Here is a 14,073-nt window from a genome sequence, read left to right on the forward strand (position 1 = left end):
CCGCAGTACGCACCACCCGCCTCCCGGCTCACGCCAGGACGGGCAGCTCATGAACCAAGGAGATGCATCTCATGCGAAAGTGGCTTACCCCCTTGCTGGCAACGCTGCTCGCCGTCGCACCGATGGCGCATGCGACCGACGCCGCACGCTGGACCCCGGCCGAAGCCGACGCCTGGTATTCCAGGCAGCAGTGGCTGGTGGGCGCGAACTACACCACCTCCAACGCCATCAACCAGCTGGAGATGTTCCAGGCCGAGACCTTCGATCCGGCAGCCATCGACCGCGAACTCCGCTGGGCGCGCGAGCAGTTCGGCATGAACACCATGCGCGTCTACCTGCATGACCTGCTGTGGCAGCAGGACCCGCAGGGCCTGCTGAAGCGCATCGACACCTTCCTGTCCATCGCCGAGAAGAACGGCATCCGCCCGATGCTCGTGCTCTTCGACAGCTGCTGGGACCCGGATCCGGTGCTCGGCCCGCAGCGCCGTCCGATTCCCGGCGTGCACAACTCCGGCTGGGTGCAGAGCCCGAGTCGCCACATGCTGGTGGACCGCGCCAATGACGCGCACTTCCAGGCCTATGTGGAGGGCGTGATCGGTCACTTCGCCAACGACACGCGCGTGCTGGCCTGGGACCTGTGGAACGAACCGGACAACCCCGGGGGTGGCAACTACATGGACAAGCAGCTGCCGGGCGAGCAGGAACGCATCGCCGAACTGCTGCCGAAAATCTTCGACTGGGCACGCGCGAAGAAGCCGGTGCAGCCGCTCACCAGCGGCGTGTGGATTGGCGATGACTGGTCGCCGGGCGCCGCATCGCTCACCGCGATCCAGCGCACGCAGCTGGAGCAGTCGGATGTGATCACCTTCCACAACTACGAGCAGCCGGAGGCATTCGTTGCCCGCATTGCACAGCTGCGCAGGTACGGCCGCCCGCTGATCTGCACCGAATGGCTGGCACGCGGCGCAGGCTCGAACGTGGACACGATCCTTCCGATCGCCCGCCGCGAGAACATCGGCATGATCAACTGGGGGTTCGTGGACGGCGCGATCCAGACCCGCTTCCCGTGGGACAGCTGGCAGCGCCCCTACACGATGGAAGCCCCCACCGTGTGGTTCCACGATCTGCTGAAGGCCGACGGCACGCCCTACCGGGCACGCGAAGCCGAGCTGTTCCGCAGGCTGGCCAAGACCCCGCGCACCTCCGTTCCCGCTTTCTGACCTTACTGGCGCCCGCCTTCGCATGACGGCGGGCCACTCAACCGCGACTGCTTTCCGGAATCCGGAGATACCGCCATGACCGCTCGTTCTTCCCGCACCGTGCTTTCCCTGGCCATCCTTTCGGCCCTCGCCCTGCCCTCTCTGGTGCAGGCGCAGGAGGCCGGCCCGCAGGAGGCCGTCAACCTGGACACGGTCACCGTGACCGCGCTGCGCCAAAGCCTGCAGACCGCCCAGTCGATCAAGCAGGAGGCGGAGATGGTCGTTGATTCGATCGTTGCCGAAGACATCGGCAAGCTGCCCGACAACAGCGTGGCCGACGCCCTGCAGCGCGTTACCGGCGTGCAGGTGGCGCAGGGCAACCAGGGAGAGACCACCGGGGTGGTGATCCGCGGCCTGCCGAACGTGATCAGCACCCTCAACGGCCGTGAGATCTTCAGCAGCTCCGGCCGCGGCTACGCATTCCAGAACCTGCCGGCCACCGCCATCAAGAGCCTGAACGTCTACAAGAGCAGCGAGGCGAGCCTGCCACTGGGCGGCATCGCGGGCCTGGTGGACATCCAGCTGCGCCGCCCGCTGGATTTCGACGGTGCGGAGATCGCCGGCACCGTGACCGGTACGCACAGCAAGTACGGTGGCGACATCGATCCCTCCGCCAGCCTGCTGCTGAGCAACCGCTGGGACACCGATGCCGGCGAAATCGGCGCCATGGTCAACTTCGGCTATGTCGGCAAGCGCTATGCGTACGATGCGGTGTGGGGTGACTTCCCGAAGGTGCTGGAGAATGCGGATGGCACGCCGGCGCGTACCGATGACGGCAACCTGATCGCCGCCCCCAATGGCTGGGGCACCAACTACAACCATGGCGACCGCAAGCGCAGTGCATTCAACTACGCCCTGCAGTGGAAGCCGAGCGAACGCACCGAGGTCTATGTCGAGGGCCTCTATGATTTCGTGCGCGACGATTATGACCAGGCGTTCCTTTTCAGTTTCCCGGTCGGGGTGGTGCCGCCGACAGGATTGCAGGTCGGCGACAACTGCTATGCCAACCGCCTGGACGGGCCGCTCTCCGGCCAGACCATCTGCGATGCCACCAGCGGCACGTGGACCGGCGACAGCTATGCCGCAAGCAGCACCCAGGCGCACAAGCAGCGCGGCCAGGACATCCAGAACGCGCTGGGCTTCAAGTGGCGCGGCGACCAGCTGCGGCTGTCCACCGAAGTGGCCCGTACGTCCGGCTACTACCGCGATGAGAACTTCATCATCGACACCTTCCTGGCCGGGCCGATCACCACCGTCTGGGACGGCACCTCGGGCAAGCACCAGAACTGGCACCTGGCCGGCAACCCGGCCATGGATCCGTCGCGCTTCTACCTCAATGGCCTGTTCCAGACCTGGGGCGAGTCGCGCGGCGAGGAAAACAGCTGGCGCGGCGACGGAACGTTCGAGTTCCTCGACGGCCCGATCGCCAACCTCCAGTTCGGCCTGCGCTACGCCGACCGTACCGCCAGTGCCAAGGGCAGCGTGGAAATCAGCACGCCGCCACCGGGCGGTGCCGGTACCGGCAACATCACCGCCTCGCCCAACCCCGCCAACCAGGTGGTGGGACTGTTCCCGGCCAGCAGCTTCTTCTGCAGCAAGCGCGGCAACTCCGCACTGAACCAGTCGTTCCTGACGCCCTGCTACGACTACCTGATCGACAACGCCGACGCGCTGCGCCGCTACTACGGCCTGCCGGACGGGCTGGCGGCGGAGAATCCCGGCCGCTTCTTCGATATCGAAGAACGCAAGAGCGCCGGCTACCTGCAGGCGAAGTACGACTTCGATCTGGGCGGCCTGCGCGTGGATGGTCTGGTAGGCGTGCGTGCGGAGAAGATCAAGCGTGAACTCAACGCCTTCTCGTTCGACGCGGGCACGGGTGTCTACAGTGCCATCACCCGCAGCACGCAGGACACCAATGCCCTGCCCAACGCGAGCCTGAACCTGCACTTCAACGATGCCTGGCAGCTGCGCGTGCTGGCGGCCAAGACACTGAGCTATCCGGACTTCGGTGCCTTGAACCCGTCGATCTCGCTGAATCCCGGCACCGTCAACCGGGCGGGCGTGGCCAGCAGTGGCAACCCCGACCTGAGCCCGATCAAGTCGACCAACTACGACATGTCGCTGGAGTGGTACTTCTCCCCGGTGGGCTACGTCAGTGCAGGCGTGTTCTATCGTGACATCGATGGCTACATCCAGAACTACATCACCAATGTGGTCATCGCCGGAGAGGACTACGAGCTGTCATCCCCGCAGAGCGCCGGCAGCGGCCATCTGCAGGGTGTCGAGCTGGCCTACCAGCAGACCTTCGACTTCCTGCCCGGCGCCTGGAGCGGCCTGGGTGCGCAGTTCAACTACACCTACATCGAAGGCGATACCAAGTCTCCGGAGTTCCTTGGCGGGCCCGTGATCTCGCGGCCGCTGCAGAACGTCTCGAAGAACAACTACAACGCCGTGCTGTTCTACGAGAACTTCGGCCTGAGTGCACGCCTGGCCTACGGCTACCGCAGCCGGTACATCGATTTCTTCACCCAGCCCACGGTCGCCGGAACGGAAGACCAGGTCGAGCCGGCCAGCTCGCTGGACTTCTCGATCAGCTACGACGTGACCCCGCGCGCCACGGTGGTGTTCTCGGCCACCAACCTGCTGGGCAACAACCTGCACCAGTACTGGGGCAGCGGCAACACGCGGCCGCGCGACATCCGTTACCAGGACAAGACCCTGGGCATGGGCTTCCGGTTCAAGCTCTGATGACGACGCTCCCCCACATGCCTCACACCCCGCACCCGTCCTTTTGTCGGATAATAGGAGTGACCGCAGCCTGCGGTGCACCAAGCCAAAGGGATGCCTGTGAAACCGATCGAGGTACGCAACCTCTACGACCAAGTGGCCCAGGAGATCGGGCAGCGGATCATCAGCGGCGCACTTCAGCCGGGCGAGTTCCTGCCCAGGGAAGAGCTGCTGTCACAGACCTTGTCCGTCAGCCGCTCCGCCCTGCGCGAGGGCCTGAAGGTGCTGGGCTCCAAAGGGCTGATCGAAACCCGGCAGAAAACCGGTTCGCGGGTGCGCGACCCGCGTCACTGGAAGCAGCTGGACAGCGACATCCTGGCGTGGCGCTGCGCGCTGATGCCCACCCAGGACTTCGTGGAAAAGCTGGTGGAGATGCGCGAGGTGATCGAACCGGCGGCCGCGGCTTCGGCAGCCGAGCGGCGTTCGCCCGCGCAGCTGGCCAGGATCAAGAGCGCGTACCAGGCCATGGCCGATGCACCGGACCAGGATGCGTGGGCCAAGGCCGACCTGATGTTCCACGAGAGCGTGCTGGAAGCCACCAACAACGAACTGCTGGCATCCCTGTTCTCGGTCATCGACGCGGCGCTGGGCACCTTCTTCCTGCTCTCGGCGCAGACCGCGCAGGACTTCAAGTACTCGCTGCCGCGCCACTTCGACGTGTACGACGCCATCCGGCAGAAGCAGCCGGACGCGGCGCGCGCCGCCATGCTGGACATGATTGCCGACTCCCGCGCCAATCTGAAGGGCGCGCGGCTGTCCAGAAAACCCCCACGCTGAAGGAAACACCATGAGCACCGCCTGGATGCAACCCCTCCCCTTGGTTGCCATCCTGCGCGGGCTCACCCCGCAGGAGGCGCCCGCCATCGGCGCGGCACTGGCCGAGGCCGGCTTCCACATCCTGGAAGTCCCGCTCAATTCGCCGCAACCGCTGCAGAGCATCGAACTGCTCGCAAAGCAGCTCGGCGATCGCTGCCTGGTCGGTGCCGGCACCGTCCTGTCCACCGCGCAGGTGCAGGACGTGAACAATGCCGGTGGCCGGCTGGTGGTGATGCCGCACGCGGACGTGGAGGTCATCGCCGCCGCCCACGCCAGCGGCATGGTCTGCACGCCCGGGGTGGCGACGCCCACGGAAGCCTTCGCCGCCCTGCGTGCCGGTGCGGATGCACTGAAACTGTTCCCCGCCGAACAACTGCCACCGCCGGTGCTGAAGGCGTGGTCCAGCGTGCTTCCCGCCGGCACGCCGCTGCTGCCCGTCGGCGGCATCACCCCGGAGCGCATGGCCGCCTACCGCCAGGCAGGTGCCGCCGGCTTCGGTATCGGCTCCGCCCTGTATGCCCCCAAGACCCCCGCGGACGACGTCGCACGCCGCGCGCGTGCGTTCATCGACGCCTGGAACAGAACGAACACGGACTCCCCCGCATGAAGATCACTGCCATCACGACCTACCTGGTGCCCCCGCGCTGGCTGTTCGTCCGCATCGACACGGACGCCGGCATCTGCGGCTGGGGCGAGCCCATCGTCGAAGGACGCGCGCACACCGTGGCGGCGGCCGTGGAAGAGCTGTCCGACTATCTGGTCGGCAAGGACCCCCGGCACATCGAAGACCACTGGAACGTGCTCTATCGTGGTGGCTTCTACCGTGGCGGTCCGATCCTGATGAGCGCACTGGCGGGCATCGACCAGGCGCTGTGGGACATCCACGGCAAGGCACTGGGTGTGCCGGTGCATGCCCTGCTGGGCGGGCCCGTGCGCGACCGCATCCGCGTGTACTCATGGATCGGCGGCGATCGGCCGGCCGACACCGCCCGTGCCGCCCGCGACGCCGTGGCACGCGGTTTCACTGCGGTGAAGATGAACGCCACCGAGGAAGTGCAGTTCGTCGATAGCCATGACAAGGTCACGCGGGTACTGGAGAACGTGCAGGCCGTGCGCGATGCGGTGGGCCGCGATGTGGGAGTGGCCGTGGACTTCCATGGCCGCGTGCACAAGCCGATGGCCAAGGTGCTGATGCGCGAGCTGGCGCCCTTCGGGCTGATGTTCATCGAAGAGCCGGTGCTTTCCGAGCACCTGGAAGCCATCCCGGAACTGGCCGCCCTTTCCCCTGCGCCGATCGCGCTGGGCGAACGCCTGTACTCCCGCTTCGACTTCAAGCGCGTGCTGCAGACCGGTGGCGTGGACATCCTGCAACCGGATCCATCGCACTCCGGTGGCATCACGGAAACCCGCAAGATCGCGGCCATGGCCGAAGCCTACGACGTCGCGATCGCCCTGCACTGCCCGCTCGGTCCGATCGCGCTGGCGGCCAACCTGCAGCTGGATGCGGTCTGCTACAACGCCTTCATCCAGGAACAGAGCCTGGGCATCCACTACAACGCCAGCAACGATCTGCTGGACTACCTGGTGGACCGCGCGCCCTTCGAGTACAGGGAAGGCTTCGTCAGGATTCCCGACGGCCCGGGGCTGGGCATCGAGATCAACCAGGCCTACGTTGACGAGCGGGCCGCCGAAGGCCACCGCTGGCGCAACCCCATCTGGCGCCATGCCGATGGCAGCGTGGCCGAGTGGTGAGCGCCATGACCGATCAGGCACGTTATCCCAGCCTTGAGAACCGCGCGGTGCTGATCACCGGTGGTGCCACCGGCATCGGCGCCGCCTTCGTCGAGCACTTCGCGCGGCAGGGTGCGAAGGTCGTCTTTCTCGACATCGACGACAGCGGCGCCCAAGCACTGCTGGAAAGCCTGCGCGACGTTGCGACTGCCCCGCGCTATCTGCATTGCGACATCACCGATATCGAGGCACTCCGGTCCGCCATCGCCCAGGCGCGCACCCAGGCTGGACCGTTCTCGGTGCTGGTCAACAATGCCGCCAACGACGCTCGTCATGCCCTGGCCGACACCAGCGTCGCGGACTTTGAACGCAGCATGGCGGTGAACCTGCGCCACCAGTATTTCGCCATCCAGGCGCTGGTGCCGGACATGCGCGCCCTCGGCGGCGGTTCGATCATCTGCCTGGGTTCGACGGGCTGGATGATCAAGAACAGTGGGTATCCGCTGTACGCGGTGGCCAAATCCGCGGTCCACGGCCTGGTCAACGGCCTGGCCCGGGAACTGGGGCAGGACCGCATCCGCATCAATGCGCTGGTACCGGGCTGGGTGATCACCGAGAAGCAGCAGCGGCTGTGGCTGGATGCGGAGGGCGAAGCGCAGCTGCGTCGTGCGCAATGCCTGCCGGGCTATCTGCGCGCGGATGACCTGGCGCGCGCCGCCCTGTTCCTGGCCGCCGATGACAGCCGCATGTGTACCGGCCAGGACTTCATCATCGACGGAGGCTGGGTGTGAGCGGGTCCGCCACTGTCGCGGTGCCGGCCGCAAACACCCTGGGCGAAGGCGTGCTGTGGTGTGATCGCGAATCGGTGGTGTACTGGACCGACATCGCGCAGGCGCAACTGTGGCGCTATCGCCCCGGTGACGGCGCGCTCACCCGCTGGCCGATGCCGGAGCGGCTGGCCGCACTGGCATTGTGCGAAGCCGAAGGCTGGCTGCTGCTGGCGTTGGCGTCGCGGCTGGCATTCTTCCATCCGGCGCGCGGCGAGCTGCGTGACGTGCTTGTGCTGCCCGACACAGGGGCGCGTCTGCGCGCCAATGATGGCGCCTGTGACCGCCAGGGCCGCTTCGTGTTCGGCATGCTGCATGAGCCCACGAACGGTCCGAAGCAGGCCGTCGCACCCTTCTACAGGCTCACCGCCGACCTTGTGCTCGAGACGCTTTCACTACCCACCGTGGCGATTGCCAACAGCGTAGCGTTCAGTCCGGACGGCCGCACGATGTACTTCTGCGACTCGCTGCAGAAGCAGATCCTGCGTTGCGATTACGGCGACAGCCCGGGTGCGGTAACGGTATTCGCCGATCTGCGCGCCGAGGATGGCGAGCCCGATGGCAGTGTGGTCGATGCCGAAGGCGGACTCTGGAATGCCCGCTGGGGCGGCTCGCGCGTGGTGCGCTACCGGCCCGATGGCCGGCAGGACCGCACGCTTTCCGTCCCGGTCGCGCAGCCCACCCGCCCGGTGTTTGGCGGCAGCACGCTGCGAACGATGTTCATCACCAGCGCGCACGACGGCCTGGACCCGGCCGCCCGTGCGCGCGACCCCTTCGCCGGCCATCTGTTCGCCACCGACGCCGGCATCGCCGGCGTTCCCGAGCCCCGGTTCGCCGGCAACCCCAATGACGTGCCGCCGTGCCCACAGCGCGGACCCATCGCGGAGCTTCCATGAGCCTTTCCCCCCTGGATATCAGCATCGTGCTGGCCTATCTGGCCGGCATCTTCATCCTCGCGCAGTGGGTTTCCCGCGAGAAGGCCGGCCGGCAGAAGTCGGCCCAGGACTACTTCCTGGCAAGCCGCAGCCTGCCATGGTGGGCGATCGGTGCCTCGCTCATCGCGGCCAACATCTCGGCCGAACAGATCATCGGCATGTCCGGCTCGGGCTATGCCATCGGCCTGGCCATCGCATCCTATGAATGGATGGCGGCGATCACGCTGTTGATCGTCGGCAAATGGTTCCTGCCCATCTTCCTGCGCAACGGCATCACCACCATGCCGCAGTTCCTGCAGGAGCGCTACGGCAACCGAATCCGGACGCTGATGGCCGTGTTCTGGCTGGGCCTGTATGTATTCGTCAATCTCACCTCGATCCTGTGGCTGGGTTCGATCGCCATTGCCGGCGTGGCAGGCCTCAACCAGGACGTGGCGCTGGTACTGCTGGGCGCCTTCGCACTGGCCTACCAGCTGTATGGCGGCCTGAAGGCGGTCGCGCTCACCGACATCGTGCAGGTCTCGCTGCTGGTTCTGGGTGGCCTGCTGGTCACCTTCATCACGCTGGGCCAGATCGGCAACGGCAGCGTCACCGACGGCTTCATGCAGCTGTGGCAGCAGCATCCCGAACGCTTTGAAATGATCCTCAGCAAGGACAACCCGTTCTACAAGGATCTGCCCGGGCTGTCGGTGCTGCTGGGCGGCATGTGGATCGCCAATCTCAGCTACTGGGGCTTCAACCAGTACATCATCCAGCGGGCACTGGCCGCCAAGGATCTGCGTGAGGCGCAGAAGGGCGTGGTATTCGCTGCGTTCCTGAAGCTGCTCATTCCGGCCATCGTGGTGCTGCCCGGCATCGCCGCGGTCATGCTCGCCCCCGGCCTGGAACGCCCGGACGCGGCCTACCCGACGATGCTGGCGCTGCTTCCCAGCGGCATCCTGGGCCTGGTGTTCGCCGCGCTGGTGGCCGCCATCGTTGCGTCGCTGGCATCGAAGATCAATTCCGTCGCCACCATCTTCACGCTCGACTTCTATGCCAAGCGCGCGCCCGATGCCTCGGAAGCCAGACTGGTGCGTGTCGGCCGGTTCGCGGCGTCCGTCTCGATCATCGTGGCGGTGCTGACCGCACGCCCACTGCTGGGCGGGTTCGACCAGGGCTTCCAGTACATCCAGGAGTTCACCGGCTTCTTTACCCCCGGCATCGTGGTGATCTTCCTGCTGGGCCTGTTCTGGAAGCGTGCGAACGAAGCCGGTGCGCTGGCTGCGGCGGTCGGCTCCTTCGTACTGTCGCTGGCCCTGAAGCTGCTGTGGCCCTCGCTGCCCTTCATGGACCGCATGGGCGTGGTGTTCCTGGTCACGCTGTTGCTGGGCGTAGGCGTCGCGCTGGGCACCCGCGCCAGTGGCGATCGCGATCGTATCCGCACCGACGATGTGAGCTATGCCACCGCCCCATCGTTCAACGTCGCTTCGCTGGCGGTGCTGGCGATCCTGGTGGCCCTCTACGCAACCTACTGGTGACCTCGATGCCCCTGACTGTCCCACACGCATCCGTGCTGCGCAGTGGTATGCGCTGCTTGGCCCTGCTGGCCCTGACCGGGTTCGCCTCTGTGCTGCACGCCGCGGAAATCACATGGACCGGCACCGCCACCGTGGCCGCCCGAGACGCGGGATGGGGGCGATTGGCGCAGCTGCCGGATGGTCGCTGGCTGGCAGTGACCACGCGCTTCAATGAGGGGCAGCCGACCACCCTGCAGCTCTCGATCAGCAGTGACCGGGCCCGCAGCTGGGCGCCCTGGTCCGACGTGGCCGAGCCCGGCCGGATGATCGACAACGGCGAACTGCTGGTGCTGCCGGAGGGGCGTGTGCTGCTGGCGATGCGTTCGCTGGTCGAAGGGACCTCCTACCGTCTGCATCTCTATGCCAGCGACGACCTTGGAGCACACTGGACGTTCCTGAGCACCCTCGCCGGCAACGAAGCACCGAACGGGCGCAAGGACCGCGGCGTGTGGGAGCCGGTGTTGACGCGCCTGGACGACGGCACGCTGTCGTTGGTGTATGCCGATGAAACCCGTGCCGATGAGCACCCGTCCTACAACCAGGTCGTTTCACAGCGCCTGTCCAGCGATGGTGGGCGCACCTGGGGACCTGCGATGACGATTGCCGAACAGCCGGGCGGTGGGCAGCTCCGGCCCGGCATGCCGGTCATGGCTCGCCGCCCCGCCGGTGGCTACCTGATGGTGTTCGAGACCTGCGGCGATGACCCGCAATGCCCGGTGTCGTACAAGGTCTCGACGGATGGGCGGACCTGGCCGGCCGGCCTGGGCACGCCGCTCGCCGACCAGCGCTGCGGCCCCCACGTCATGACCAGTACGCGCGGGGTGATGTTCGTGACCTCGTGCCTGAATGAAGTCAGCTGGAGCGAGGACAGCGGATCGAGCTGGCGCACGGTAACGCCTCCCGCATGGCCGCTGGGTTTCCGCCATTCCTGGCCCGCCGTGGTCGAGCTCGGCCCTGCGGAGATCGGCGTCGTGAACGTGGTGGACGGCGCGGTGCAGATCCGTTTCGGAAGCTACTAGGGGGGCGCATGCGGGGCAACCCGGCAGGACGAGGCTGCACATGCGGTGCATTCACGCCATGTTGGCGCAATGTTTCCGTAATACCTTGCCAGCGCCCTGCCCTTTGCGCCTTCTGGAAGGGCCGCCTCCCGCCCATTCCTGGACGCCACCGATGCACATCCTGCTGGTCGAAGACGAGCCAGAACTGGCTGCGGCCCTGAAGTCCGCACTGCAGCGGGACCATCATGTCGTGGACCTGGCAGATACCTTCGGACTTGCCCGGGAGGCTGCATTGCACGGGGCACACGAACTGATCCTGCTGGACCGGACGCTTCCGGATGGGGATGGTCTCGCTCTGATACCGCTGCTGCGTGCACGCAACTGCCTCGTGCCCGTCATCGTCCTGAGTGCCTTGGGTGGCCTGCCAGATCGGGTCGAGGGCCTGGACGAGGGTGCGGACGACTATCTCGGCAAGCCCTTTGCACTGGAAGAACTGTTCGCGCGCATACGCGCCGTCGGCCGTCGGCCCTCCGGGATCCAGGAAGAGTCGATCCGCGCTGGCGATCTGCTGTTCGACCCGATGACAGGTGAGGCTACCGTCCGCGGCGAGCGCCTGGAGCTTCCCCGGCGCGAGATTCGGGTGCTGACCGTGCTGACCCGAAGGCTGGGGCGTACCGTGCTGCGGGAATCCATCGAGATGGCGGTGTATGGCTTCGACGACGGCATTCATTCCAACACGCTCGATTCACACGTATCACGACTGCGCAGGAAGCTGGCTGACGCCGACGCGGGGGTGGAGATCCATGCGATCCGTGGCGTCGGCTACCTGATGCGGGAGCGCACGTGAGCAGGCGACAACCCTCGCTGAAATGGCCGCTCATCATCAAGCCCCTCATCCTGCATCTGTTGGCGCTGCTGATCGCATTCTTCACACTCCTCATGGTGCTGGTTCGCATGGACAGCGGCGGCTACTACACGCTGCAGACCTTTGCCCCGATCGCCGCCAACGCCGTGCACCGCGACAACCAGGGACGGCTCTACGTACAGCGCACGCATGAACTCGACGAACTGTTGAAAGTGGCGCCAGGTGCCTGGTTCGTCGCCGAGGATGAACAGGGACAGACGGTCAGTTTCGGAAACGTCCCGCCGACCTATGCGTCGTTGATCGGCAGGCTTCGGGGCGTTCCGTTCGGCGACCTGCGCGGCCACGAGCGTGGCGACGGACTGGCCATTGTGATCCGTCGGCACACCGGCCCGGCCGGCAAGCTGACCATCATGGCCCATGGTGAAACCGATTCACTCACCTGGCAGATGGCGATCGCGGCGCATGTGTTCACTCTACCCATCTTCGTGCTGCTCGCGCTGGTAACGCTGATCGCCACCCCGTTCATCGTACGCAAGGCGCTTGCAGGGGTTGAACGGATCGCCCTGGAGGCCAAGCATATTTCGGCGAGTCGGCGCGGGATCCGCCTGACCGAAACTGCCGTGCCAGTGGAGATCGCGCCCTTGGTAGCAGCCGTCAACGAGGCACTGGACCGGCTTGATGACGGTCACGAGCGGCAGCAGCGCTTCATCGCTGCTGCCGCACATGAACTGCGTACACCGATCGCCATTCTTCGGGTGAAGATCGAAGCAGCCGACGATGTCACCTCGCGCAGCCTGTCCGTGGAGGTCGCGCGTCTGGCCACGCTGGCGGAGCAGCTGCTGGACCTGCACCGGCTGGATAGTGTCGCGCATCTGGAAACCATCCACCTCGCCCGCCTGGCCAAGCGCGTCGTTGCCGACCTGGCCCCGCTGCTGATCCAGTCCGGGCGCACGGTCGCCGTGGTGGTCGAACCACACCATCCCATACAGGGCGAGACAGGTGCGGTCGAACGCGTCCTGACGAACCTGGTGTTGAATGCAGCGGAACATGGTGGACGCAACATCACTGTGCGGGTACAGGGAACACGCCTGGAGGTGGAGGACGACGGCCCTGGAATACCGGAGGCCGAGCGCGAGCGCGTATTCGAGCCCTTCCAGCGCCTGCGGCCGCGCCAGACCGGCGCAGGACTTGGCCTGAATCTGGTACGGCAGGTCCTCGAGCGCCATCGCGGCCATGTCACGATTCTCGATGCGCCAGGCGGCGGTGCGCTGATCCGCGCCGAGTTCCCTGCGCATCCTGCCGGCGGGAACCTCGCGTCAGGTCACCCGCTGTAGCCCGTTGCGGCGGCGCAGAGAATTCCTGGGGATGTCCCATTCCGGGTTCCGGGCTGACGCAACCCTGGCGCAATGTTGGCTATCCAGCATGACCTTGATCGGCGCGCATGCGTCGCGATGTCGGGTCACGAAAGGAAGCCACATGTCTGACGGCAGCGCCGCACGCGGCGACGCACGCGCCACGTCCTCCCGTGCGCACGAGGCCCCCCCGACCCTGACTGCTGCGGCCTGGAGGCGCCGCCCGCGGAAGGCGGACACGTGGGGCCTGGAGCATTGGCCGGATTGGCTGCGTGTGATACCCGACAGAGCACGCGGCCAGGTGCTGATTCATCTGTTCGGCGGGCTGTTCTTCGCCCTCCCCGGCGCCGCGCTGGTCATTTGCATCGGCGTACGCGGGTCATCCGGGCTCGCGCTGGCTGTCCTGCTGTACGTGGCGGCGCAGGCGCTCCTGCACGGACTGCGTGCTGTCCGCTGCGCGGGCGAGAGCACGGTATCTGGCCTGCAGGTGCTGGATCGCCATTTCCTCCATCTTTCGATGGTCTCATTGATGGTGCCGATGGCCGCACTCGCAAGCACGGATGCCAACACGGCGACGCTGCTCGCAGGCGGTGTGCTGGCCGGCCTGTCCGTCCCCGTGCGGACCGTGTTCGTCCGCCCCGGTCATCTGTTGCTGCACCCTGTCCTGCATGTAATGGCGACTGCCGTGATGCTGGGCTGCATCGCAGTGCTGAGCGTGGACATGGCCCCGTTCGCGCAGTACCTCACAGGCGCCGGCGTACTGGTCTACCTGGGCGGGCTGGCCCTGCAGCGGCGGCACCCCCTGTCCCCGGCAGGCGTGACATGGTCGGGCCTGATGGTGGTTGGGGGCCTGCTGCATTTCATCACGATCGCCCTGCTCGGCATCTCTGCGGCTGCCTGAGCGCAGCGATCACGCAAGGTTCGCGCAATGCAGCGCGGCAAGACTC

Annotated in this window: 12 protein-coding genes; all 12 read left to right on the plus strand. The window is 66.4% G+C overall.

Going from position 1 to position 14,073, the window contains the following annotated elements; translation table 11 throughout:
- Window positions 1–71: 71 nt before the first annotated feature.
- Entirely contained in the window at window positions 72–1,220 is a 1,149-nt protein-coding gene (locus tag ACVOKU_RS03720; RefSeq protein WP_277380696.1) for a cellulase family glycosylhydrolase, read from the plus strand.
- Between the two features lie 75 nt (window positions 1,221–1,295).
- Window positions 1,296–4,007: a TonB-dependent receptor gene (locus ACVOKU_RS03725; protein ID WP_481559127.1), complete on the plus strand. Its 2,712-nt coding sequence runs from the start codon at window positions 1,296–1,298 to the stop codon at window positions 4,005–4,007.
- Window positions 4,008–4,100: 93 nt separating this feature from the next.
- Complete coding sequence (locus ACVOKU_RS03730) at window positions 4,101–4,823, plus strand: FadR/GntR family transcriptional regulator (RefSeq protein WP_053515824.1); 723 nt, start codon at window positions 4,101–4,103, stop codon at window positions 4,821–4,823.
- Between the two features lie 10 nt (window positions 4,824–4,833).
- On the plus strand, window positions 4,834–5,469 hold the full coding sequence (locus ACVOKU_RS03735) for a 2-dehydro-3-deoxy-6-phosphogalactonate aldolase (protein ID WP_481559128.1): 636 nt from the start codon (window positions 4,834–4,836) through the stop codon (window positions 5,467–5,469).
- Window positions 5,466–6,614, plus strand: coding sequence for a galactonate dehydratase (dgoD, locus tag ACVOKU_RS03740; protein ID WP_065182278.1), 1,149 nt, complete (start codon window positions 5,466–5,468; stop codon window positions 6,612–6,614). The genes ACVOKU_RS03735 and dgoD overlap by 4 nt, the downstream gene beginning before the upstream one ends.
- Before the next feature lie 5 nt (window positions 6,615–6,619).
- Complete coding sequence (locus tag ACVOKU_RS03745) at window positions 6,620–7,384, plus strand: SDR family NAD(P)-dependent oxidoreductase (RefSeq protein ID WP_481559129.1); 765 nt, start codon at window positions 6,620–6,622, stop codon at window positions 7,382–7,384.
- Window positions 7,381–8,316, plus strand: a complete 936-nt coding sequence (locus ACVOKU_RS03750) for an SMP-30/gluconolactonase/LRE family protein (RefSeq protein ID WP_481559130.1) — start codon at window positions 7,381–7,383, stop codon at window positions 8,314–8,316. The genes ACVOKU_RS03745 and ACVOKU_RS03750 overlap by 4 nt, the downstream gene beginning before the upstream one ends.
- Entirely contained in the window at window positions 8,313–9,872 is a 1,560-nt protein-coding gene (locus ACVOKU_RS03755) for a sodium/sugar symporter (protein ID WP_180875196.1), read from the plus strand. Before ACVOKU_RS03750 ends, ACVOKU_RS03755 begins: the two co-directional genes overlap by 4 nt.
- Window positions 9,873–9,877: 5 nt before the next feature.
- Window positions 9,878–10,930: a sialidase family protein gene (locus ACVOKU_RS03760; RefSeq protein ID WP_481559131.1), complete on the plus strand. Its 1,053-nt coding sequence runs from the start codon at window positions 9,878–9,880 to the stop codon at window positions 10,928–10,930.
- A gap of 151 nt (window positions 10,931–11,081) precedes the next feature.
- Window positions 11,082–11,756 carry a response regulator transcription factor gene (locus ACVOKU_RS03765; protein WP_053515840.1) on the plus strand — a complete coding sequence of 225 codons (675 nt, stop codon included), beginning with the start codon at window positions 11,082–11,084 and terminating at the stop codon, window positions 11,754–11,756.
- The gene (locus ACVOKU_RS03770; protein WP_481559132.1) at window positions 11,753–13,108 is read left to right on the plus strand and encodes a sensor histidine kinase; all 1,356 of its coding nucleotides are present in this window, start codon (window positions 11,753–11,755) and stop codon (window positions 13,106–13,108) included. Before ACVOKU_RS03765 ends, ACVOKU_RS03770 begins: the two co-directional genes overlap by 4 nt.
- 88 nt (window positions 13,109–13,196) lie before the next feature.
- Window positions 13,197–14,027 (plus strand): hypothetical protein, encoded by an 831-nt coding sequence (locus ACVOKU_RS03775; RefSeq protein WP_481559133.1) that lies wholly within the window; start codon window positions 13,197–13,199, stop codon window positions 14,025–14,027.
- Window positions 14,028–14,073: the final 46 nt, after the last annotated feature.

The organism is Stenotrophomonas sp. STEN147, assembly GCF_056757995.1.